The 20,912-nt window shown below is 61.2% G+C and carries 20 protein-coding genes; 18 read left to right on the top strand and 2 right to left on the bottom strand.

Annotated elements, in window-relative coordinates:
* The 9 genes from HKD46_RS19745 to HKD46_RS19785 form a co-directional block, all read left to right on the top strand.
* On the top strand, positions 1-263 hold a 263-nt coding region (locus tag HKD46_RS19745; RefSeq protein ID WP_171865435.1), incomplete at its 5' end, for a transposase.
* Between the two features lie 210 nt (positions 264-473).
* The gene (locus tag HKD46_RS19750; RefSeq protein WP_231959439.1) at positions 474-1,571 is read left to right on the top strand and encodes a sugar transferase; all 1,098 of its coding nucleotides are present in this window, start codon (positions 474-476) and stop codon (positions 1,569-1,571) included.
* A gap of 5 nt (positions 1,572-1,576) precedes the next feature.
* The gene (gene rfbD, locus HKD46_RS19755; RefSeq protein WP_161470514.1) at positions 1,577-2,467 is read left to right on the top strand and encodes a dTDP-4-dehydrorhamnose reductase; all 891 of its coding nucleotides are present in this window, start codon (positions 1,577-1,579) and stop codon (positions 2,465-2,467) included.
* Between the two features lie 47 nt (positions 2,468-2,514).
* Positions 2,515-3,420, top strand: a complete 906-nt coding sequence (gene rfbA, locus HKD46_RS19760) for a glucose-1-phosphate thymidylyltransferase RfbA (RefSeq protein WP_161470515.1) — start codon at positions 2,515-2,517, stop codon at positions 3,418-3,420.
* A 54-nt stretch (positions 3,421-3,474) separates the two neighbouring features.
* Entirely contained in the window at positions 3,475-4,029 is a 555-nt protein-coding gene (gene rfbC / locus HKD46_RS19765; RefSeq protein ID WP_171865856.1) for a dTDP-4-dehydrorhamnose 3,5-epimerase, read from the top strand.
* On the top strand, positions 4,026-5,102 hold the full coding sequence (locus tag HKD46_RS19770) for an LPS O-antigen chain length determinant protein WzzB (protein ID WP_171865857.1): 1,077 nt from the start codon (positions 4,026-4,028) through the stop codon (positions 5,100-5,102). The genes rfbC and HKD46_RS19770 overlap by 4 nt, the downstream gene beginning before the upstream one ends.
* 160 nt (positions 5,103-5,262) lie before the next feature.
* Positions 5,263-6,900, top strand: coding sequence for a Wzy polymerase domain-containing protein (locus tag HKD46_RS19775; protein WP_409240932.1), 1,638 nt, complete (start codon positions 5,263-5,265; stop codon positions 6,898-6,900).
* 263 nt (positions 6,901-7,163) lie between these two features.
* Complete coding sequence (locus HKD46_RS19780; RefSeq protein WP_171865858.1) at positions 7,164-7,817, top strand: YceH family protein; 654 nt, start codon at positions 7,164-7,166, stop codon at positions 7,815-7,817.
* 218 nt (positions 7,818-8,035) lie between these two features.
* Positions 8,036-11,872 carry a DEAD/DEAH box helicase gene (locus HKD46_RS19785; protein ID WP_171865859.1) on the top strand — a complete coding sequence of 1,279 codons (3,837 nt, stop codon included), beginning with the start codon at positions 8,036-8,038 and terminating at the stop codon, positions 11,870-11,872.
* Positions 11,873-11,953: 81 nt separating this feature from the next.
* On the opposite strand, the gene HKD46_RS19790 is transcribed toward HKD46_RS19785, so the two are convergent.
* On the bottom strand, positions 11,954-12,847 hold the full coding sequence (locus HKD46_RS19790; protein WP_171865860.1) for a DNA replication terminus site-binding protein: 894 nt from the start codon (positions 12,845-12,847) through the stop codon (positions 11,954-11,956).
* Positions 12,848-13,377: 530 nt separating this feature from the next.
* Here HKD46_RS19790 and HKD46_RS19795 point away from each other — a divergent pair.
* The 7 genes from HKD46_RS19795 to HKD46_RS19825 all read left to right on the top strand — a co-directional run bounded on the left by HKD46_RS19795 (position 13,378) and on the right by HKD46_RS19825 (position 19,218).
* Positions 13,378-13,587, top strand: coding sequence for a DUF1127 domain-containing protein (locus HKD46_RS19795; protein WP_010675316.1), 210 nt, complete (start codon positions 13,378-13,380; stop codon positions 13,585-13,587).
* A gap of 269 nt (positions 13,588-13,856) precedes the next feature.
* Entirely contained in the window at positions 13,857-14,876 is a 1,020-nt protein-coding gene (gene astE / locus HKD46_RS19800) for a succinylglutamate desuccinylase (protein WP_010675315.1), read from the top strand.
* A gap of 271 nt (positions 14,877-15,147) precedes the next feature.
* Positions 15,148-16,236 (top strand): pyruvate dehydrogenase (acetyl-transferring) E1 component subunit alpha, encoded by a 1,089-nt coding sequence (gene pdhA, locus HKD46_RS19805; protein ID WP_171865861.1) that lies wholly within the window; start codon positions 15,148-15,150, stop codon positions 16,234-16,236.
* A complete protein-coding gene (locus HKD46_RS19810) occupies positions 16,233-17,219 on the top strand; it encodes an alpha-ketoacid dehydrogenase subunit beta (protein WP_041214863.1) in 987 nt (328 codons plus the stop codon). The genes pdhA and HKD46_RS19810 overlap by 4 nt, the downstream gene beginning before the upstream one ends.
* Positions 17,220-17,313: 94 nt before the next feature.
* Entirely contained in the window at positions 17,314-18,414 is a 1,101-nt protein-coding gene (locus HKD46_RS19815; protein ID WP_171865862.1) for a dihydrolipoamide acetyltransferase family protein, read from the top strand.
* Positions 18,415-18,620: 206 nt separating this feature from the next.
* Positions 18,621-18,830, top strand: a complete 210-nt coding sequence (locus HKD46_RS19820; RefSeq protein ID WP_005302803.1) for a cold-shock protein — start codon at positions 18,621-18,623, stop codon at positions 18,828-18,830.
* Between the two features lie 76 nt (positions 18,831-18,906).
* The gene (locus HKD46_RS19825) at positions 18,907-19,218 is read left to right on the top strand and encodes a hypothetical protein (RefSeq protein WP_111736037.1); all 312 of its coding nucleotides are present in this window, start codon (positions 18,907-18,909) and stop codon (positions 19,216-19,218) included.
* Here the strand turns inward: HKD46_RS19825 and HKD46_RS19830 are convergent.
* Positions 19,205-19,453 carry a TIGR02647 family protein gene (locus tag HKD46_RS19830; RefSeq protein WP_010675310.1) on the bottom strand — a complete coding sequence of 83 codons (249 nt, stop codon included), beginning with the start codon at positions 19,451-19,453 and terminating at the stop codon, positions 19,205-19,207. The genes HKD46_RS19825 and HKD46_RS19830 overlap by 14 nt on opposite strands.
* A 246-nt stretch (positions 19,454-19,699) precedes the next feature.
* Between HKD46_RS19830 and HKD46_RS19835 the strand changes: the two genes are divergently transcribed.
* A complete protein-coding gene (locus tag HKD46_RS19835; protein WP_103260430.1) occupies positions 19,700-20,248 on the top strand; it encodes a hypothetical protein in 549 nt (182 codons plus the stop codon).
* 94 nt (positions 20,249-20,342) lie between these two features.
* Positions 20,343-20,735 carry a DUF2750 domain-containing protein gene (locus HKD46_RS19840; protein WP_010675308.1) on the top strand — a complete coding sequence of 131 codons (393 nt, stop codon included), beginning with the start codon at positions 20,343-20,345 and terminating at the stop codon, positions 20,733-20,735.
* Positions 20,736-20,912: the final 177 nt, after the last annotated feature.

The following is a 20,912-nucleotide window of genomic DNA, read 5'->3' on the forward strand; positions in this document are numbered from 1 at the left end:
CGTTGATCCTCGATAACTACATCATTCACAAAAGCAAACAGACCGAGCGATGGTTGAAGAAGAATCCCAAGTTCTGCCTGGTGTTCCAGCCAGTTTACAGCCCTTGGGTTAATCACATAGAACGGCTGTGGCACAAGTTGCATGAAACCATCACGCGCAATCATCAATGCAGAGGGATGGCCAACCTGCTGGCTCGAGTGAAACACTTCATGGATACCGTGTCTCCTTTCCCGGGGAATGGCTATGGCACAGCGAAGGTGTAGCACTATTGGGATCAGTTATTTACTTTGAGGCCTCCATTGAGCTACCAACGCCGTCATTCACGCTGGTATGAGCGTGTATTATTCAGCCCCCCCTCCTTGTTTTTCTTTGGAGCCTTGCTGGCGGTCTGTCTGCCTGCCATTGAGCGATGGGGCCTGGAGTTTTGGCATCACCTCGATGCCGTCCGGATCAATACCCTGAGCGGTGCCTTTGTGGCGTTTCTGCTGACCGGGATTGTGCTGCATCGCTTCCTGCGCTATCCGGGCGCAAGTCCCGTGGCCTATATGATCCCCACGGTGACCACCCTCTATGGTGCCCTGGTCGGCATTCTCTTCTTCCTGCGCCTGCCTTACAGCCGCCAGGTATTGTTCGAGTCGTATCTGGTTGCCTTGCTTTGCTGCTGGCTCGCCTACTTCATTGGCCGCCGTTACCGGACCCCCAAATACGCCTTGCTGCCCTTTGGGGACTATCAGGCCCTGACCCGGCACGAGTGTGTGCAGTGGCGTCTGCTGGACAAACCCGATCTCGGGGCTGTGCGTTATGACGCCGTGGTGGCAGACCTTCGGGATGAGAAGCTGGCGGGTGAGTGGGAGCGTTTCCTGGCGCGCTGCGCCCTGGCGCATATCCCCGTCTACCACATCAAGCAGATCAGCGAGACCTTGACCGGGCGCGTGAAAATCGATCATCTGCACGAGAACCAGCTTGGTTCCCTCTTGCCGTCCCCCGTCTATGCCTTCATCAAACGGGGAATGGACATTCTGGCCGCGTTGATCGCGATCCCGCTGTTCTCCCCCCTGATGCTGGTGACGGCGATCCTCATCAAGCTGGAGAGTCCGGGCCCCGTTATGTTCCTGCAAAACCGGGTCGGGAAGGGGAACAAGGATTTTCGCATCTACAAGTTCCGCAGCATGTGCAAGGATTCGGAAAAAGCCGGCGCCCAGTTTGCCCAGGACGGTGACATGCGCGTCACCCGGGTGGGCAAGGTGATCCGCAAGCTGCGCATCGACGAGCTGCCGCAGTTCTTCAACGTCCTTAAAGGGGACATGAGCCTGATTGGGCCAAGACCGGAGCAGCGCACGTTCGTCGATCAGTTCGAACGGGAGATCCCGTTCTACATGTACCGTCACATCGTGCGGCCCGGGATCAGTGGCTGGGCGCAGGTGGTCCACGGTTATGCCGCTGATGCCGATGATACCCGCATCAAGATCGAACACGATTTTTACTACATCAAGCACTTCTCCCTCTGGCTGGATGTGCTCATCGTGTTCAAGACCATCCGCACCATCCTGACCGGTTTTGGCGCGCGGTAATCCCGATGCGTATCTTGTTGCTGGGGGCTCGTGGCCAGTTGGGACGAGCCCTTTTTTCTGCCCTTTGCCGGGATTATCCCCATTGGCAGGTGACGGCCCTTGGCAGGGAGGAGTGTGACATCACCGACCCCGGTGCGCTGATCTGCGCCCTGAACCGCCATCAGCCTGATGTCATCCTCAACGGTGCGGCCTATACGGCAGTCGATCTCGCACAGAGCCAGCCCGAGCTGGCAGAGCGCATCAATCATCAGGCCGTCGCACTGCTTGCCCGAGAAGCCGGTGCCAGGGGGGCGCTGTTGGTGCATTTTTCCACCGACTATGTGTTCGATGGCTCCGGCAGTGCTCCCTGGCGCGAGGTGGATGTGCCTGCCCCGCTCAATGTCTACGGTGCCAGCAAGCTGGCCGGAGAGCAGGCCATTCAGGGGCTGTGTCCCCATCATCTGATCGTGCGCACCAGCTGGGTTTATGGTGGGGAAGGGGCACACTTCGCCCGAGCCATCTTGCGCCGTGTCAACGAGGGCCGGCCCCTTGAGGTGGTGGCGGATCAGTGGGGGGCGCCGACCCAGGTGGACTGGCTGGCAACGTCCGTTCTCCTGGCGTTGACACAGGTTGTGAAGGCGCCAGACAAGGGCAGCCTCTATCATCTCTGCCCCGCAGGCGAGACGAGCTGGCATGGCTTTGCATCGGCCCTGGTTGAGGAAGGCTGTCGGCTTGGTCTGCTGGCGCAGCCCGTTCCGATAAAACCCATTCCATCTGCAAACTGGCCCCAGGCAGCCCGTCGGCCATTCAACTCCAGGCTCGATTGTCGACGGTTTGCCACTGTGTTCGGGATCCAGATCCCGGCCTGGGAAGGGCTGATGAGCCGCTGGCTTGCCAGTCAGTGTGAAGGTGAATGACGTGACGCGTGTCTTGATGGCTCTCTGTTCTCCTCTGGAGGTGTTCCATGCACCAGCGTAAAGGCATCATCCTGGCCGGGGGATCCGCCACCCGTCTCTATCCGGCGACGCTGGCCATCAGCAAGCAACTGCTGCCGGTCTATGACAAGCCCATGATCTATTACCCCCTTTTAACCCTGATGCAGGCGGGTATCCGTGAGATTCTCATCATCAGCACGCCGCTGGATCTGTCCCGCTTCGAGTTGCTGCTGGGGGATGGCAGCCAGTGGGGGATGCATTTCAGCTACGCGGTGCAGGAAGAGCCTGCCGGGCTGGCGCAGGCGCTGCTCATTGCCGAACCCTTTCTGGCCGGCAACCCCTGCTGCCTCATTCTGGGGGACAACATCTTCTATGGCACCGAGCTGCCTCGCCAATTGCAGCGCGCGAGCGCCAAGACGCAAGGCGCCACCTTGTTTGCCTATCATGTACAGGATCCCGAACGTTACGGTGTGCTGGGGTTCGACGGTGAGGGGCGGGTCGAGTCGATCGTCGAGAAGCCGGCATCTCCTGCCAGTCAATATGCGGTGACGGGCATCTATTTCTACGATGCCACGGCAAGCGAGATTGCCCGGGGCCTGCGCCCTTCGTCACGGGGAGAGCTCGAAATCACCGATGTCAATCTCCATTATCTGGCACAGCAAAGTCTGGAGGTCTGTTTCATGGGGCGTGGTGCTGCCTGGCTGGATACCGGGACCCATGACAGTCTGCAGGAGGCGAGCAGCTTCATCCAGACCCTGGAGAAACGCCAGGGGCTCAAGGTGGCCGCTCCGGAGGAGATCGCCTGGCGCCAGGGCTGGATCTCTGACGAGGCGCTGGCGTCACTGGCACAGCCACTGGCAAAAAGCGGGTATGGCGCCTATCTGTTGCGTCTGTTGCAAGAGCCCTTTGGCAAAATGCACCCCGATTGGGATTGATAAGGCACTCCATTGGGTGATATATCCTTGCCCATTATTCCAAAGAAAACACCTATGCACTTTATTTCATTGAAGATTCCGGATGTTATCCAGATCCGCCACCAGCGTCATCCAGATGAGCGGGGCGACTTCATGGAGCTGTTTCGCCACGATCTCTTCACCCGCAGATGCGGTGATTTTTGCTTCGTTCAGGACAATCTGAGTCGTTCCCGACAAGGGACACTACGGGGGCTGCATTATCAGCGCCAACGGCCCCAGGGCAAGCTGATACAGGTGCTGGCAGGCACCATCTTCGACGTGGCCGTCGACGTGCGCGCCGGGAGCCCGACCCTGGGCCAGTGGGTGGGGGTGTCGCTCTCGGCCGAGGAGGGAGCCTCCCTCTGGATCCCGCCAGGTTTTGCCCACGGTTTTTATGTTCAGAGCGAATGGGCCCAGGTGCTTTACAAATGCACCGATTATTACGCTCCCGAGCTGGAAGCCTCCCTTCACTGGTCGGATCCGACACTGGCTATTGAGTGGCCCCTCATGGACAATGTGCCATTACGCTTGTCGGAGAAAGACCGTCACGCCCCTCTCTGGCAATCACCTCATCTTCAGAGCCCGATATGAACAAACAAGTATTCGATAATTCAGACAGTCAGTTGCCCCAGGGTTGGCAAGCCTCTTCCGGTGATGAAATCGATCTGCGTGAGCTGATCCTGGTGTTGTGGCGTGGGAAGGTGCTAATTCTGCTGATTACGGTGTTATTCGCCGCTGTGGGTGTAGGTTATGCGTTAACCGCTCCCCAACAGTGGTCCGCCAAGGCGGTGATTGCGGAGCCCAAGCCGGAAGATTTGCTACCGATGAATAAGATATCGGTACAAGCCTCTGCACTGGGGCTCACAGGGTTTCCAGACGGGAAAAGTATCTATCAGGAATTTGTACAAGAGTTCAACGCTTATGAAAACCGTCGGGATTACCTGAAAGACAGCCCGCTGTTTGCTGAGCAGATAGAGGAATCAGCTTTGGATGCCAAGGCTCAAAGACGTTGGCTGCGTGACTGGGCCAATCTGGCGACAGCTAAACCTGTAGATAAGAAGGGAGAAGAGCCGGGGATTTCAATTACATTTGCGGCCCCAGCTGCTGAAACGTCACTGGAGATGCTGGAAGGATATGTCGGTTACATCGTCAAGTTGCAACAGCAGAAATTGATCGAGCGCCTAGGTGCACAGCGTGATTTGCAACTGGGAGAGATGAATACACGCTACACCGTGATGCAGGAAGAGGCCAAGCGTGCGCTGCAGCAGGAGATCTCCGAGGTCGCGCTTGCCAACCGCGTGGCCAAGGCTGCTGGTGTGAGTACGCCGTTGGTACGGACTAGCAGTCAGGAACGTTTCTCCATCTTGCTCGGGTCCAAGGGACTGGAAGAAAAGCTGGCCTTGCTGAAGTCCCTTGATTTGTCAGTCTATCAACCCGAGTTGCAGAAGTTGCAGGCACAGATGGATCGCTTGAAGCGCATCTCTCTGGAGGGGATTGATTTTCGTCCATTTTCCTATCTAGACGCACCCGACGAACCCCAGAGCCGTGACAAGCCCAAGCGCCCCTTGGTCGTGGTGCTGGCCACCCTGCTCGGTGTCATGCTGGGGGTGGGCATCGTGCTGGTGCGCCATGCGTTTCGCCGACCGGAATCGGCACAAGGATGACTGAAGTGAACAAGGGGGGCTTTGCCCCCCTTCATGTATGGCGTGTCGGAAGAAAACGAGCATGAGCATGACACAACAGGGAGCAGTGACGGTGACGTCGACGACAGGGATATTGGGGGTTGTCAGCCTCCTTTACTGGTTGCTTGGCATGCATTTTTTCATGCACAACCCAGGCGGGGCAGGGCTCTATCTGCCGTTCAATGCCTGGGGCTGGATCTTCGCCAGCCTGGTGATGGCCCTGGGGCTGTGGCATGTGACCCTCAGCCAGCGACTGGTGGTCTCGCCGCTGCTGACTGCCCAGTGGCTGGGGGGCATCTTGTTGTTGCTGCCCATGGCCTATCCGGGAGCCGAGCTCAAGGACTATGCCATTCCCCGGCTGCTGGGGCTGTTTGCCGGCCTGCTGTTTCTGGCAAGCCTCTATCAGTGGCGATTCGACCGCGAGGCGCGAGACAGGCTGCTCTATCTGCTGCTGGGGGCCGTTGCCATCGAGGCGCTGCTCGGCCTGGTGCAGTATTACCTGCTGGTGCCGGGCAACTGGATTGGGTACGACACCCAGACCAACCGCCCCTATGGCATCTTCCAGCAACCCAACGTGATGGCGAGCTTCATGGCGACCGGCCTGTCACTGGCCATCTGGCTGGAGCTGCGCGGTGATGCCAACCCCTGGCTCAAGGGGCTGCGCTATGGGGTGATCCTGGCCACTTCCCTGCTGCTGGTGGTCCTGCAATCACGGGTCGGGCAACTGGGCGGCGTGATGGCTCTCTTGCTGCTGTCTGCCCAGCTGGGTCGTGAGCGGCGGCTGGGCAGGATGCTCGCGCTGGTGGCCCTGGGCATTCTGCTCGGGCTGGCCTCGCAATACCTGATGGCCGGAGCCAGACGAGGGCTGGAGATCTACCAGTCCGGCGGCATGCGCTCCATCTACTGGCCCTACGCCGCCAAGCTGATTGCCCAGATGCCCTGGACCGGTTGGGGCTATGGCAGCTTCGAGTCGGTGTTTCTCCATCACTACATGGCCGACAAGGCGCTGAACCCGGCCATGGTGCAGATCGAGTACAACCTGGATCACCCCCACAACGAGTTTCTCTACTGGGCGGTTGAAGGGGGTCTGGCACCCATGCTGGGCATGGTGCTGATGGGCGGGGCCCTGCTGTGGCGTTTGAGCCGGGCGGGCTGGGTCAAGGGCGCCGCCTTGTTTGCGCTGGTGACCCCCATCTTGCTGCACACCCAGACCGAGTACCCCTTCTACCACGCCATCGCCCTGTGGTGGGCGCTGCTGCTGCTCCTGTATGCGATGGATGCGGAGGTGGAGGAGCAAGGCCACGGTAACTGGCGCGACCATCTGTGCCGCCCCTGGTTGCTGCTGCGCTTCATGGCCATCGCCATTCCCCTGATCGTCATCCCCTTCATGCTGACCGCCCTGCATACCGCCTGGGTGGTGACCAAGTATGAGCGGGGCGGTTACAAGCAGCCTGCGCTCCTGCTCGACATCGTCAACCCCATGGCCTGGCTGACCCGGGTGGAGTTCGACGTGAACGCGGTGCGCCTCATGGTCGGTCTGCAGGCCAATAACAAGGCGGAGCTTGAAGCCTACCTCGACTGGGGACAGGCCTTCGTGCGCCATACCCCGAGGGCCAACATCTACGCCAACATGGTGATCGCCCTCAATGCCCTGGGGCGCACGGCGGAGGCGGACAACCTGCGGGCAAGCGCCCTGATGCTCTATCCGGGTGAGCCTTTGCTCACCGTGTCGGCCGCAAGAAAGGTGGCCGCGACCCTGGAGCGCAAGCCCTCTTCGTGAGGGGCGTTTCAATCTGTCCACCATCACGGCCGCCTTTGCGGCCGTGATGGTTTTTTTGCCCGCCTCGTTGAAGGGGGAGGGGGCTGGTTGCCAAAGAGGTTCCCGGCCATCCCTTCACCTCGCCTGCGCACCGCGGCCGTTTTGCTGTACAAGGTTGCAGCAAGGGTTTCATCGGCTCGCAAAAATGGGGTTATCTGCTGGACGGCGCAAGCGCCTTGGTTAAGATAACCGTCTTAACGTCTTGTTTGGCAAGGGAGTATGACATGGAGATAGTACTAGGCCCATTAGAGGCCCGCGTGATCGGCTGCCTGATTGAGAAAGAGATCTGCACGCCGGATCAGTACCCTCTCTCGCTCAATGCACTGGTCAATGCCTGCAACCAGAAGAGCAACCGGGAACCCGTGCTGGAGCTCGCCGAGCTGGATATTCGCGCCGTCATCGACGAGCTGATCCGCCGCCGTCTGGTGGTCAATACCGCCGGTTTCAACGCCAGGGTGCCCCGTTATCAGCATCGTTTCTGCAATACCGAGTTCGGTGAGCTGAAGTTCTCGGCCCAGGAGCTCGGCATTATCTGCGAACTCTTGCTGCGTGGCCCGCAGACCCCGGGTGAGCTGCGTTCGCGCACCAACCGGCTGTGCAGCTTTGACGATGTGACCGAGGTGGATGCGGTGCTGGCCACCCTCATCGAACGGGGGCCCTATGTGGTGAAGCTGCCCCGTGAGCCGGGCAAGCGGGAATCCCGCTACGCGCACCTGTTCAGTGGCGAGGTGGATCTGCAGGCGCTGGCCGACACGGCGCCCGCTGGCAACCTTGTGTCACCGGCGGCAGACAGACTGGCGGCGCTCGAAGAAGAGGTCGAGCACCTCAAGGGGCAGTTGCAGGGGCTGGAAGCCCGTCTGGCCCGGCTGGAAGGCTGAGCCAACAATCTGTTTCCAGAAGGCGCTGCGGCGCCTTTTTTGATGACCGCGCCCCTCCTGCGGCCCGTTGCCCGGTGGCAGGGGCGAGTGCCCTGTCAGCCTTGTCGCTCGCGTACCCATCAAAGGCGCCAGCTTTTTTGCACTATTTCGCGCTTAAGGGTCGAGCCGCCGCCGCTTTCCCGTTAAAATTCCGCCTTTGCACTTGCCCGTGAGTTCTGATGTCAGCCTTCACCCTCTCTTCAGATTGCCATGCCCTGCTGTGCGAGCTGCAATTGCAGCGCGCCGCCAGCACTCGTTACCTGCAAGACACCCTCTTTGCCCCGGGCGCACCCGGGCGTGCGCTGCTCGACACCCTCGATCAGTTGCAGCAGTGGGGGCTTGTCCGTCAACGAACGGAGCAGCAGTGGAGTCTGACGGCAGAGGGAACCCTGACCCTGATCCTGGCGGTGCGTGCGGGGGAGTGCCCCATGCCGCAGTGGTCCCGCATCCCCTCGGTCACGGGCCTGGAGCGGGCACAGGAGGTGGTGCGCGAGCTCTGTCTGGGAGACGCGGGGCAGATCCCGGCCTATTACCAGAGTGCCGAACTCCTGAGCCTCCTGGATCTCCCCGATGCTCCCCGCCTGCTGGCAGGCTCCAGCCCCGCCTGGCAGGCCCTGCTGCTCGAACACTTCGCCCTGCAGGCTCTGCTTGACGCAGAGCCTGACGAGGGCTGGCCGCTGGCAACGCTGGTCGCCTCCTGCTCCCCGGCGCTCTCTGGCCAGATCCAGGCTCGCGCCCGAGAATGGGAGTGGCTCTGCGGTTCCTTTGGCGGCGAGGTAACCACTCACTGGCCTGCACTGCAACAACTGGCGCAGCAGGGGGATGAGCAACCCCTGGCCGAGCGGCTGCTGGGGGCGCTTGGCCAGTGGCAGGGGCAAGAGGCGTCGCCCTGGCCCCGGATGTTCAGCGCCCTGCTCTGGCTCGGCTGGTTGCAACAGGCAGATCCGGTGCAGGGGAGCGAGCAGCGCAAGAAGTGGCAGCGCAGTCTGGGCCATCACTCCCCCCTGCTGGCCGATCTGCTGGGGCAGTGGGCCGGAGATCGCCACGGCCAGGCGGTCGGCCTGTTCGATACCCTGCAACTGCCGCTGGAGGAGCTCCACTGGGGTTACCTCTGGCTCGATCTCTGCGCCCTGGCGCGCCACGGCGAGCAGAGCCCCCAGGTGACCATCTTGCACAAGTGGGACCTCTCCCACGTGCTGGACGCCGAGCCCCGGCATCGACTGATGGCCTTCTGCCAGGATCTGCTGCGACTCCTGCTGGGCCGGGAGGCCGCCCATTGGCCCCTGCGCGCGTTGCGTCCTGCTCAAGGAGAGGAAGAGGATGCCACCGAGGGGGAAGGCAAGGCCCCCGCCTCGGCAAGCTGGCTCAACTGGCTGCAGGGATTGGGACGCTCGAGCGGGGTGCGCAAGCCTCGGGAGCGGCTGGTCTGGCTGCTCCACGCGGAGGGGCCTGAGCTTGAGTGCAAGATCCAGAAGCAGAGCACCAAGGGGGAGTGGACCGCCGGGCGAAGGGTCGATCCGGCCCTGCTTTCCACCCAGTACGCCAGCCTGCTGGACGAAGCTGACTGGGCACTGGTGCGCACCCTGCCGCGCAACATGGGCAAGCTGCCCCGGGATGCCTGGGTGCCCCTGGCAAACCATCCTCGCCTCTTCAATGCCAAGGGGCAGAAGCTGCAACTGGCCGTCAGCGCCCCCCTGCTGCAACTGGTACAGAGCGGGGAGGGCATGAGCGCCAGACTACATCCTGCTCCCGCCGCCCGCGGTGCGCACATCGTCCCCCTGGCTCAGGATTTGTGGCAGCTTATTCTGACACCGCAGGCGCTGCTGGACAGATTACCGGCCCTGGAGGCCATTCCGGCATTGCCGCCGGCCGGGCTCGAGGAGCTGCAACGCACGCTGGATGCGATCCCCGATCTCCCCTGGCACAGCCAGGTGGCGGGGCTCAGAGGCAACGCCGAGCTGGCCCCCTGGCCCGGCGTTCCCTCCGTCCTGCTCGACTGGCAGGAGGGGCAGCTCGTGGTTCAGCTGGTGACCCGGGAGGGGGACCTGCCTCCCTTGCCTCTGGGCAAGGGGGAGGCCATCGTGCGCCAGGGTATCCGGGAGTATCACTACTGGCAGCGGGATCTGGCTGCCGAGAAGGACGATGCCCAACGCCTTCGCAACCAGTTGCCCATCGGCCTGCCCGGCAACGAGTGGAAGCTGGACGGGGAGCAGGCGCTCACCCTGGTCAACGCCCTGCCCGAGCTGGTGGACGCCGGTGTGGTAGTGCACTGGCACCAGGACAGCGCCCGCCTCAAGAGCCTTGATGAGGCGGCTCTGAGCCTGCGCATCGAGCGGCGTCAGGACTGGTTCCAGGTGGAGGGCGCGCTCTCGCTGGACGAGCACCAGATCCTCGATCTTCGCCTCATCCTGCGCCAGCTGACCCCGGGCCAGCGCACGGTGCAGCTCGATGAGAAGACCAGCCTGATGTTGAGCGACAAGCTGGTGGATCGCCTCACCGTGCTCGGCGCCATGCTGGACAACGAGCAGCGCATCAACAACAAGCTGGCCTATCCGCTGGCCCGCCTGCTCTCCGTCATCACCACCGAGGGGGATGCCGCCTGGCAGAATCTCCAGCAGGAGTGGCAGCAGGAGGTGAGCTGTCCCCCCGAGCTGCTGACGGCGCTGCGGGACTATCAGAAGGAGGGGGTACGCTGGATGGCGACCCTGGCCCATCACGGCTTCGGCGCCTGTCTGGCCGATGACATGGGCCTGGGCAAGACCTTGCAGGCCCTCATTGTGCTGCGCATGCGTCAGCACCTGGGCCCGGCGCTGGTGGTGGTGCCCAAGTCAGTGGTCACCAACTGGCAGGAGGAGGTGGCCCGCTTTGCCCCCGAGCTCGAGGTGGTGGTGTTCGACCATCCCGCCGAGCGGGAGACCCTGATCCAGGGGGCCAGGGCCGGACAGATCGTCCTGGTCAACTACGGCATGCTCGGCAGTCTCTCCCAGGCGCTCAAGTCCCGCCGCTGGTCGAGCATGGTGCTGGACGAGGCACAGCAGATCAAGAATGCCGGTACCCAGCGCGCCAAGCTGCTGTTCCAGCTCGACGGGGATTTTCGCCTCGCCCTCTCCGGCACACCCATCGAGAACCATCTGGGGGAGCTGTGGAGCCTGTTCAGCTTCATCAATCCCGGCCTGCTCGGGAGCCTCGGGGAGTTCAAGCGCCGCTTTGGCAAGGCGGTCAAGGATCCCCAGCACATGGCGATGCTGCGGGCGGTGATCAGCCCCTTCATCCTGCGCCGCCTCAAGCAACAGGTGCTGACGGAGCTGCCGGACAAGACCGAGATCATCCATCACATCAGCCTCTCCCCCGAGGAGCGTCAGCTCTACGAGGCGGCCCGGCGCGAGGTGGTGCAGCAGGTGCAAAGTGCCGATGGCCGTGCCCTGATGCATGTGCTGAGCGGCCTGACCCGGCTGCGCCGACTCTGCTGCTCCCCCCAGCTGGTGATGCCGGAGTGGTCCCAGACCAGCAGCAAGCTGGACGAGGCGATGGCGCTGCTGGACGAAGCCATCGATGGTGGCCACCGGGTGCTGGTGTTCAGCCAGTTTGTCGATCTGCTGAGCCTGCTGCGCAGCCGTATCGAACAGCGGCAGTGGGACTACTGCTATCTGGATGGGGGCTGCTCGGCCAAGTCCCGTCAGGAGTCCATCCTGCGTTTTCGCCACGAAGCGGTGCCGCTCTTCCTCATCAGCCTCAAGGCGGGGGGCACGGGCCTCAACCTGACCCAGGCCGACACCGTGCTGCACCTCGATCCCTGGTGGAACCCGGCGGTGGAGGATCAGGCGAGCGATCGGGCGCACCGCATGGGCCAGACCCAGCCGGTGACCGTCTATCGCCTGGTGTGCGAGCAGACGGTAGAGGAGAAGATAGTGGCGCTGCACGACGAGAAGCGGGCACTGGCCGACGGCCTCCTGAGCGGCCAGTCCGAGGTGAAGGGGCTGGATGTGGAGAGCCTGCGGGCACTGCTGATGAGCTGACGGCGATGGGCTGTCGCTCGATGTGACAAGGGGAGCATCCGTGATGCTCCCCTTGTCGTTTGTGGCGGTGCCGAGCCTGCACTACCCCTGATAGAGGTAGAGGTGCAGCCGCTCTATGATGGGGTCACCGCCAATCTTGCGATCCCGGCGTGCCTGGCGCAGCTTGGGCGGGTAGTGGCCCAGATGGGTGACGGCCGGCTGGGTATCGGAGCAGAGCAGCAGGGGAAGGCTCGCCTTGATCTGCTGCTTGCGGGGCTCCCGGTCCTGCCAGAGCAGGTTGATCATGGGGTGGGTCTTGACCGGCCTGCGGATCCGCAGGGCGACATCCGCCGGCAGGCGGCGAATGTCGTATACCTCCTGATCCACCATCTTGCTCCACTCTTCGTTGTCAAAGAGCGCCGGTACATACCGGCGGCTGCGCTCCAGCATCTCCAGTACCTGCTCCCGGCTGAGGCGGCTGATGCTCTGCTTGTCGGCCCAGGTGAAGCCCAGCGAATGCAGATCCCCCTGAAGCCAGGTCAGCTTGCGATAGACCTGCAGGGTGATGACACCGGGCAGGGCGCCGTGCACCAGCTCGAACTTCTCGTCCCGCCCGCCCGCCGCCTGCACCATGGCCTTGAAGGCGAGCTTGTGCGCGTTGATCTCCTCGATGACGGGGGCCAGCTCCCTGGCGCTGGCGGCAGGAAAGCGCAGCCAGCCGGGCAGACGGTGGGTCGCCTTGGTGGAGCAGCCGGGGCGGGCGCTGTGGTCCTGAAAGGCGGCGAGGGTGGCAGCCAGGGCCGCCTCGCCCGAGAGATAGCCCACCTCGATGGCCTCGATGGGCTCATGCTCTTCCCCCTGGGCCACGGCCGGGAGGGGATAGACATGAGCCTCCAGCAGCTCGAGCTGGCCCAGTTGCCTGGCAAGACGTGCCAGCGACGCCTCCAGCAGGGCCATCTGTTGACGCAGGGCGGCGGTGGGGGTAAAGGTGTCCATCGGCAGATCCTGTGTGTGTGCCGCTCCCCTGTTCAGCATGATATTGCGGCAGTGTGGGGAGGCAGCATGATAAACCACTGTATAAATAACCATACCAGTATGATGGCAGGGTGCCAAGTGTCCGGTGCCACCCTGACGATGGGGGTGACATGGGGGCATCCGGTTCAGGTTGCCTGTTCGTATCTTTTTGTTAAATAACGATCTTGTTGCGATCTATTTGTTAACAAAACCTGGTGGCCGAGAGTTTGCACCCTGCTGACTCGTCGTCGTGCCGTGCATAGCTAGCGTGGGAAAGTGCATAGTTAGAAGTGGGTGGCGCAGGAGAAAATGCTGCCAGGCTGCCAGGGGGAAAGTTTCAGCATTATTTCATTTTAAAATCATATGGTTATGGTTATTGCCCTGGCGATATCAACCATTACTTTTACTAATGTCATGTATCAAAATTCGTCAATTGAGGCACCTCCCCGCCCTGACTAAGCTTTGCGCATCAAATCCGAGCCTTGCGCAGAACTAGAGAGAGGAGCCATATCATGGCCAACATGACTTATACCGAAGCCGGTTACCAGCATTCCAGCGAATCGAATCTGGTTGCTCGCGTCAAGATGACCGTCCTGACCTGGCTGGAACGCAGCCGCAGCCGTCGCCAGCTCTCCGAGCTGCCCGCCTACCTGCTCAAGGACATCGGTCTGAACGAAGCCGACCGCTATCAAGAGACCACCAAGCCGTTCTGGCGTGGTTGATCAGCCGGGCATGGATGCCTTGTTTTTCTGCTGATCCCAGGGGCATGCTGCCCGCCTGTCTGCCGAAGACATGCTGTCTTCACCTGCCGATACCCGTTCACCGCTTTCCCTCTTCCGTGTTTCCCCCCGCTTGATCCTGTTGCATGAGTTGTCACTCATTCTCGCCACTTTTGTATCCTTACTGTTTGAATTTGTTTAAAAACTGATTTTAAGCTCGGTTGCCTTGCGTATAATCCGGCCATGGCATTCCAGACTAAAGGGTGAGACGGATGATTCCCCAGCATGACTTTTTGGCCCTGACGCGCCGCCATGAGTGGCAGCTCGAGCCTTTCGCCTTCAATCTGACCGACGGTACCCGGGTGAGCGTGTGGGATACCGGCGTGATCTGCCTGGAACCCGCTTCCGAGGCGGGGCAACCCGGGCACAAGGACATCGTCCTCTCCTGCGGCATCCACGGCAACGAGACAGCCCCCATCGAGATCTGCAACCAGTTGCTGACCCGGTTGCTCGCAGAGGAGCTCAAGGTTCGTCACCGGGTGCTCTTCCTCTTTGGCAACCCCGCCGCCATGAACCAGGGGGTGAGGGAGGTGGAAGAGAACATGAACCGCCTCTTCTCGGGCGCCCACAGCAAGGGGGAGGGGCTGTGCAACCGGGAGCGCATCCGCGCCATGCGTCTGGAGCAGTATGTGAGCCGCTTCTTTGCCGACTCGGCCAGGCCCCGTTACCACTACGATCTCCATACCGCCATTCGCGGCTCGCGCCACGAGAAGTTTGCCGTCTATCCCTTCCCCCACGAACGTCCCCACTGCAAGGAGCAGGTACGTTTCCTCGGTGCCTGCGGCGTGCGCACCATACTGCTCTCGAGCGGCCCGACCACCACCTTCAGCTATTACAGCTCGCACCAGCACGGCGCCCATGCCTTTACGGTGGAGCTGGGCAAGGTGCGGCCCTTCGGTGAAAACGACATGACCCGCTTCATCGAGGTGCGCCAGACATTGCAGGAGCTGGTGACCCGGGATGAGGTGGCCCTCGAGCCATGGCGAGCCGATGACTTCACCCTTTTTGCAATAGATCGGGTGATCAACAAGCAGTCGGAGCAGTTCCGCTTCCTGTTTGCCAGCGATGTGGACAATTTCACCGAATTTCCCCAGGGTTTTGTGCTGGCAGAAGATGGGGATCGGCAATACAGGGTAGAGAAACCGCGGGAGGCGGTGGTCTTCCCCAACGCCAACGTGGCCATCGGACAGCGCACCATGCTGCTGGTGGTACCCACCCGTTTGTGGGAGTGAATTGATGCCTTTTTGTCATGCTGATCCTGCGCCACGGGCGGTGGCAAGCAGCATGGCGGTGATGGGCGTGATCCCGAACTCGATATGACAGGGAGCCTGAACAGGCTCCCTTCTTTGTTTCTGCTCGCCGAAAATTCCGATTACCTTCGAAAATAAAAGAAGTTTCTACTGGTCTTACCTGGATGAATCTCGTTGCCCTTTAGTTAACATGTTGTTTACATTTTAAATGTCACCTCATGGTGGTGACGCTGACAACGGCAAGGAGCCAGTTATGACCCATGTCGACATCCCCTTCCTTCGTTACCTCGATGAGGAGGGGCGCCCGGTCGCGACACTGCCGACCTGGCTGGACAAGGCGATGCTGCACACCTTCTACCGCAACATGGTGATGGTGCGCAGTTACGACAAGAAAGCGATAGCACTGCAGCGAACCGGCAAACTCGGCACTTTTCCCTCCCATCTCGGGGCGGAAGCGGTGGGGATCGGGGTCGGGCTCGCCATGCAGCCAGAGGATGTCTATGTGCCCTACTACCGGGACATGCCCACTCTCTACGTGAGGGGCGTGCCCATGGAGCAGAACCTGCAGTATTGGGGCGGCGATGAACGGGGCAGTATCTTCTACAAGGCCGATGGCGAGTTGTCGGAAGACTTGCCCATCTGCGTTCCCATCGCCACCCAGATCACCCATGCTGCCGGCATCGCGGCCGCCTTCAAGCTGCGCAACCAGCCCAGGGTCGCCGTGGTGACCATCGGCGATGGCGGCACCTCCAAGGGAGACTTCCTCGAGGGGCTCAACTGTGCCGGTGTCTGGCATCTCCCCATGGTGATGATCATCAACAACAACCAGTGGGCCATCTCGGTGCCGCGCAAGTTGCAGTCGAGCGCGCCCACTCTGGCCCAGAAGGGCATAGGAGCCGGGGTGCGCAGCCTTCAGGTGGACGGCAATGACGTGGTGGCGGTCTATGAGGCGACCCGCGCCGCCGTCGAGCGGGCTCGCAGCGGCAAGGGGCCGACGCTCATCGAAGCCGTCAGCTACCGGCTCGGGGATCACACCACCGCCGATGATGCGACTCGCTATCGTGACGGCGCCGAGGTGGAAGCGGCCTGGGCCAGGGAACCGGTCAAGCGGCTGCGCCAGTTCATGTTTGAACGGGGCTGGTGGGACGAGCAGCAGGAACAGGCGCTGCTGGCAGAGGCGGGCCGGGAAGTGGAACGCGCCGTTGCCGCCTACGAGGCCATCACGCCCCAGGCGCCGGAGACCCTGCTCGATTACCAGTTTGCCGAGCTGCCGAAGGCCTATCTTGCCCAGCGCCAGCGCATCATCGCCAAGGGTATGCAGCAGAGCGGGGAGGGACTATGAGCGATATCACGCTGCTCGAAGCGATCAATCTGGCGTTGCACCACGAGATGGCACGCGATCCTGATGTGGTGGTACTGGGGGAGGATGTGGGGGTCAACGGCGGTGTGTTTCGCGCCACCGTGGGACTTCGCGATAAATTCGGGTTCAAGCGGGTCATCGATACGCCGCTGGCCGAAGGACTCATCGCCGGTGTGGCGGTGGGCATGGCGACCCAGGGGCTCAAACCCGTGGCCGAATTCCAGTTCCAGGGCTTCATCTTCCCGGGCATGGAGCAGATCATCTGCCAGGCGGCGCGGATGCGAAACCGGACCCGTGGCCGCGTCACCTGTCCAATCGTCTACCGCTCCCCCTATGGTGCCGGCATCCATTCACCCGAGCACCACAGCGAGAGCGTCGAGGCCCTGTTTGCCCATATCCCCGGGCTGCGGGTCGTTATCCCTTCGAGCCCGAAGCGGGCTTACGGCCTGCTGCTGTCGGCCATTCGGGACCCGGATCCCGTGATGTTCTTCGAGCCGGATCGCATCTATCGCTCCATGAAGTCGGATGTGGTGGATGACGGCATCGGCCTGCCGCTGGATGTCTGCTTCACCCTGCGTCCCGGCCGGGACATCACTGTGGTGGCCTGGGGAGCCTGCATCCAGGAAGTCATGCGCGCGGCGCACCTGCTGGCGGAGCAGGACATCCAGTGCGAGGTGCTGGATCTTGCCACCATCAAACCCCTGGATATGGAGAGCATCCTGACCTCGGTACGCAAGACCGGGAGGCTGCTGGTGGTACACGAAGCCTGTGGCAGTTTCGGGGTGGGTGCCGAAATCGTGTCCCAGGTGACCGAAGAGGCGATGACTGCCCTCAAGGCGCCGCCAAGACGCCTCACCGGCGTGGATGCCGCCGTCCCCTACTATCGCAACGAGGAGTATTACCTCATCACCGAGCAGGAGATCGCGCAGGCGGCTCGGCAACTGATGGAGAACCAGTGGCTATGACGCGCGACAGGTACGGATGCGCAAGTGCCTGGGCCACTGGGCTCCATGGTGTCTGTCAATGTTTGGTGATGTCCCAGCAGAGGGAGAGCAGGTCATGAAATTTTTCAAATTGCCGGATCTGGGCGAAGGACTGGCCGAGGCCGAGATCGTCGAGTGGAAGGTGAGCGCCGGTGATACGGTGCAGGTAGATCAGGTGCTGCTGTCGGTGGAGACGGCCAAGGCGCTGGTGGATGTGCCCTCGCCGGTGTCCGGGGTCATCGCCAGATTGTGCGGGCAGGAGGGGGACATCCTCCACATCGGGGCACCGCTGGTGGAGTTTGAAGGGGGAGAGGATGACGGCACCGTCGTTGGCAAGGTCAGCGCCCATCAGCAGCATATCGAGGATCATTTCGTGGTGGGGGCCATGGCGCCCGGCGGCACGCTGGTGCAAGCCATGCCAGCGGTCCGTCTGCTGGCGCAAAAACTGGGGCTGGACATCGACAAGGTCAAGGGAACCGGCAGCGCTGGCATGGTGACCGAGCAGGATGTGCAACAGGCGTTCGAGGCCCAGCAGGAGAGCGGCAACGAATTCCTGAAAGGCTCGCGCCGGGCCATGGCCAAGGCGATGGAGCTCTCGCACCGGACTGTGGTGCCGGTAAGCATCACCGACGAAGTGGACTTGCGCCACTGGCGCCCGGATGAAGATGTGACGGTGCGCCTCATCAAGGCGATCGGCGTGGCGTGTCGGGCCGAACCCTCCATGAATGCGTGGTTTGACGGAGAGACCCTGTCGCGGCGTCTGTTCAGGGAGGTCAATGTGGCCATCGCGGTCGACTCCAAGCATGGGCTCTATGTGCCCGTGATGGAGAACGTGGCAGAGCGGGACCCGGCTGACATACGGCAGGGGCTGGATCGGATGATCGCCGATGTGAAGGCTCGTGCCGTGCCGCGGGAAATGCTGCAGGGGGCAACCATCACCCTCACCAACTTTGGCGCCATCGCTGGCCGTTACGCCAGCCCCATCGTCACGCCACCCCAGGTGGCCATCATAGGAGCGGGCAAGTTGTTCGAGAAGGTGGTGTTCATCCACGGCGAGGCGCGCCCGGTGCGTGCACTTCCCCTGTCGATGACGTTTGACCACAGAGCCTGCACCGGTGGAGAGGCTGCTCGCTTCCTCAAAGCCCTGGTTCAGGCACTGGAGTCGGCACAGGTCTAAACCGCCGTACCCCGCCGCTGGCGGGGTACAAATTTGTTTGCGTAATCGACAAAGGCACGTATAATCTCAACCAGCTTGAAAGGGCGATAGTTATGTCAATGAATATGATGTTTTACATCTTTTCCTGTTGTTCATAAGTAATCCCGTTTTTTGAGCTTTACCCGCTGAAAAGCATAAGTAATTATTTTGAATACAGGTTTAAAGATATGTCTAACATGATCACCGGTACCGTTAAGTTTTTCAACGAAACCAAAGGTTTTGGCTTCATCCAGCAAGAAAACGGCCCGGACGTTTTCGTTCACTTCAGCGCCATCCAAGGTAACGGCTTCCGTACCCTGGCTGAAGGTCAGCGCGTACAGTTCTCTGTGACCCAAGGTCAAAAAGGCCCGCAGGCTGAGAACGTAACTGCTCTGTAATTCTTGCAGAATTTAAGAAAGCCGTGGTACCTCTGGTGCCACGGCTTTTTGTTTTCATGGCTTCTCAATACGCGTCATGACCCTGCTCTCCTCCCTCTTGCTGACCGTGGCGTTGACCGGTCAGGCCAGCACGCCAACGCCGGATCCTGCGGTGAATGATGCCGTGTCCGTGTGTCAACAGTTTGTACATGTTCGCCTGGGAAACGCGGTGAAACCCGATGAGATCAGGGTACAGCCGGTGCCAAAACGGGCGGGAGAGTGGCTGGTCGATGGCAAGATAAAAGGACCCGAAGGTCCTTTGCTGTTTGCTTGTCTACTGCGACAAGGAGAGCGCTGGGAGTTGCTCAACTTCTCGCTCTGGGCACCACAACCGCTCAATTCGGCTTGAGTGCAACCAGCAGGTGTTGGAGATGCTCCAGCATGGTCATGCCGAAAGGGGTCAGATAGCCGCCATCTGCCGCGGTGATCAGGCCCTGGCTGTGCAGGCGCGCTGCCGCCTGGCAAAGCGCTTCCGACATGTCGCTGCGCAGCTTGATCCCCAGGCTCATGTTGGCCGGATCAAAACACGCCAGTATTTTCAGCTCATTCACAAAATCGTCAGAAACCTGGTTGATCCCACTCATGGATGCACTCCTTACGCTAAAGATGTATGCAACCTAGCATCCCCGGTGCCTCTTTAGTGGGCGCTGGCTCAAACAATTGGCCTTTATCGGGGCCGCTCTGGTTCAAACGCTGCTTTTTTGGACGCTATCTATCACCGGCCCGGCTGGACGCAAACGCCCCCAGCAAGGCAAACATGCTAGAATGGCACCCTCGTTCACCCTCATGACCAGGCGTGATGCCAGGTCATCTTGTTCAAGGCGCGTCTCATGATCACTGTTACTCTGGTCTCTCTGCTGCACTCTCTGGGTCCCCGTTTTCCAGTTTATGCTCCCTCCTTGCTGCTCCCTCTCCTGGCGAAACATCAAGGAGATCTCTGGCTGCCGGCCATTCGCGGGGAAGACGTGACAACCCTTCGCCAGCATGGCAAGGATACCCAGAGTCTGGCTACCTTGTCGGCAGGCTGGTGTGAATTCGCGGCCCAGAGCAAAGAGACGCCGGAGCTCGATGCGCTGGCAAGTTACGATGAGGAGATGCTGGACAACCTGCAGATGTACTGGCGCCACCCGAGCAAGATAAACAGCCCGATCACCGATAACCTGTTCGAGCTGCGCCGCGAGGTGGTGGACGAGGCCCATGGCGGCAAGCTGGTTGCTGCCTGGAGTGCCGCCCAGCAAGCACGGCTTGAGCAGATCATGGTGGGGGTCGCTGCGGGGCGGGATCAGCTCTGCTTTGTGGAAGTGGAGTCCGCCTATTGGCTGAGGGAGCGACTGGGTGAGACCGCGGGACTCCGGCTGTTGACCCCCGAGCTGGGGTGAGGCGATGGAAAGACGGATGACCCATTACTCCTGCTGGACAAGGGGTCGGCAAGATGTGAACATGTCGCCCTTTATTGAACGAGAGACTTGACCGATGAGCTATGAACTTAGCGACACCGAGCGCAATGCCGCGCTGCAACTGAACGCCGATTACCGCTTTGATCACTTCATCAGCAAGCTGGTCGAGCACGAAGAGCTGTTTGTCCTGACCGACGAACACGGCGTCATGATGCTGACGACCGAAGAGGAAGATTGCATCCCGGTATGGCCGCATCCCGACTACGCCAAGGCCTGGGCCGAAGGGGAGTGGGCCGAGTGCAAGCCGCAATCCATCACCCTCAAAGTGTGGCTGGATCGCTGGGTGGACGGCATGGAGCAGGATGATCTCTGCGTGGCCGTGTTCCCGACGCCGGATCAGGAAGGGATTGTGCTGGACCCGGCCGACGTCGCCGACGCCATTGCGCAAAAGCAGGCCAAACGCGGCTGAGCGCCCTCTGCCTGGTGCCATCCCGGTTGTAACAAAGACCCCGCCAATGTGCGCAATGCTGTTCAGATAAGCACTTTTTTGACTGATTATTCATAAATTGGATTTGAGTTGAGGGGGCAAGGCTGTGTCCAGTCGATCTTCCTCCAGCCTTTATCCAGCGGGGCTTGCAATAGAAAG

Source organism: Aeromonas sp. TW 6, assembly GCF_013168745.1.
GTDB lineage: Bacteria > Pseudomonadota > Gammaproteobacteria > Enterobacterales > Aeromonadaceae > Aeromonas > Aeromonas caviae.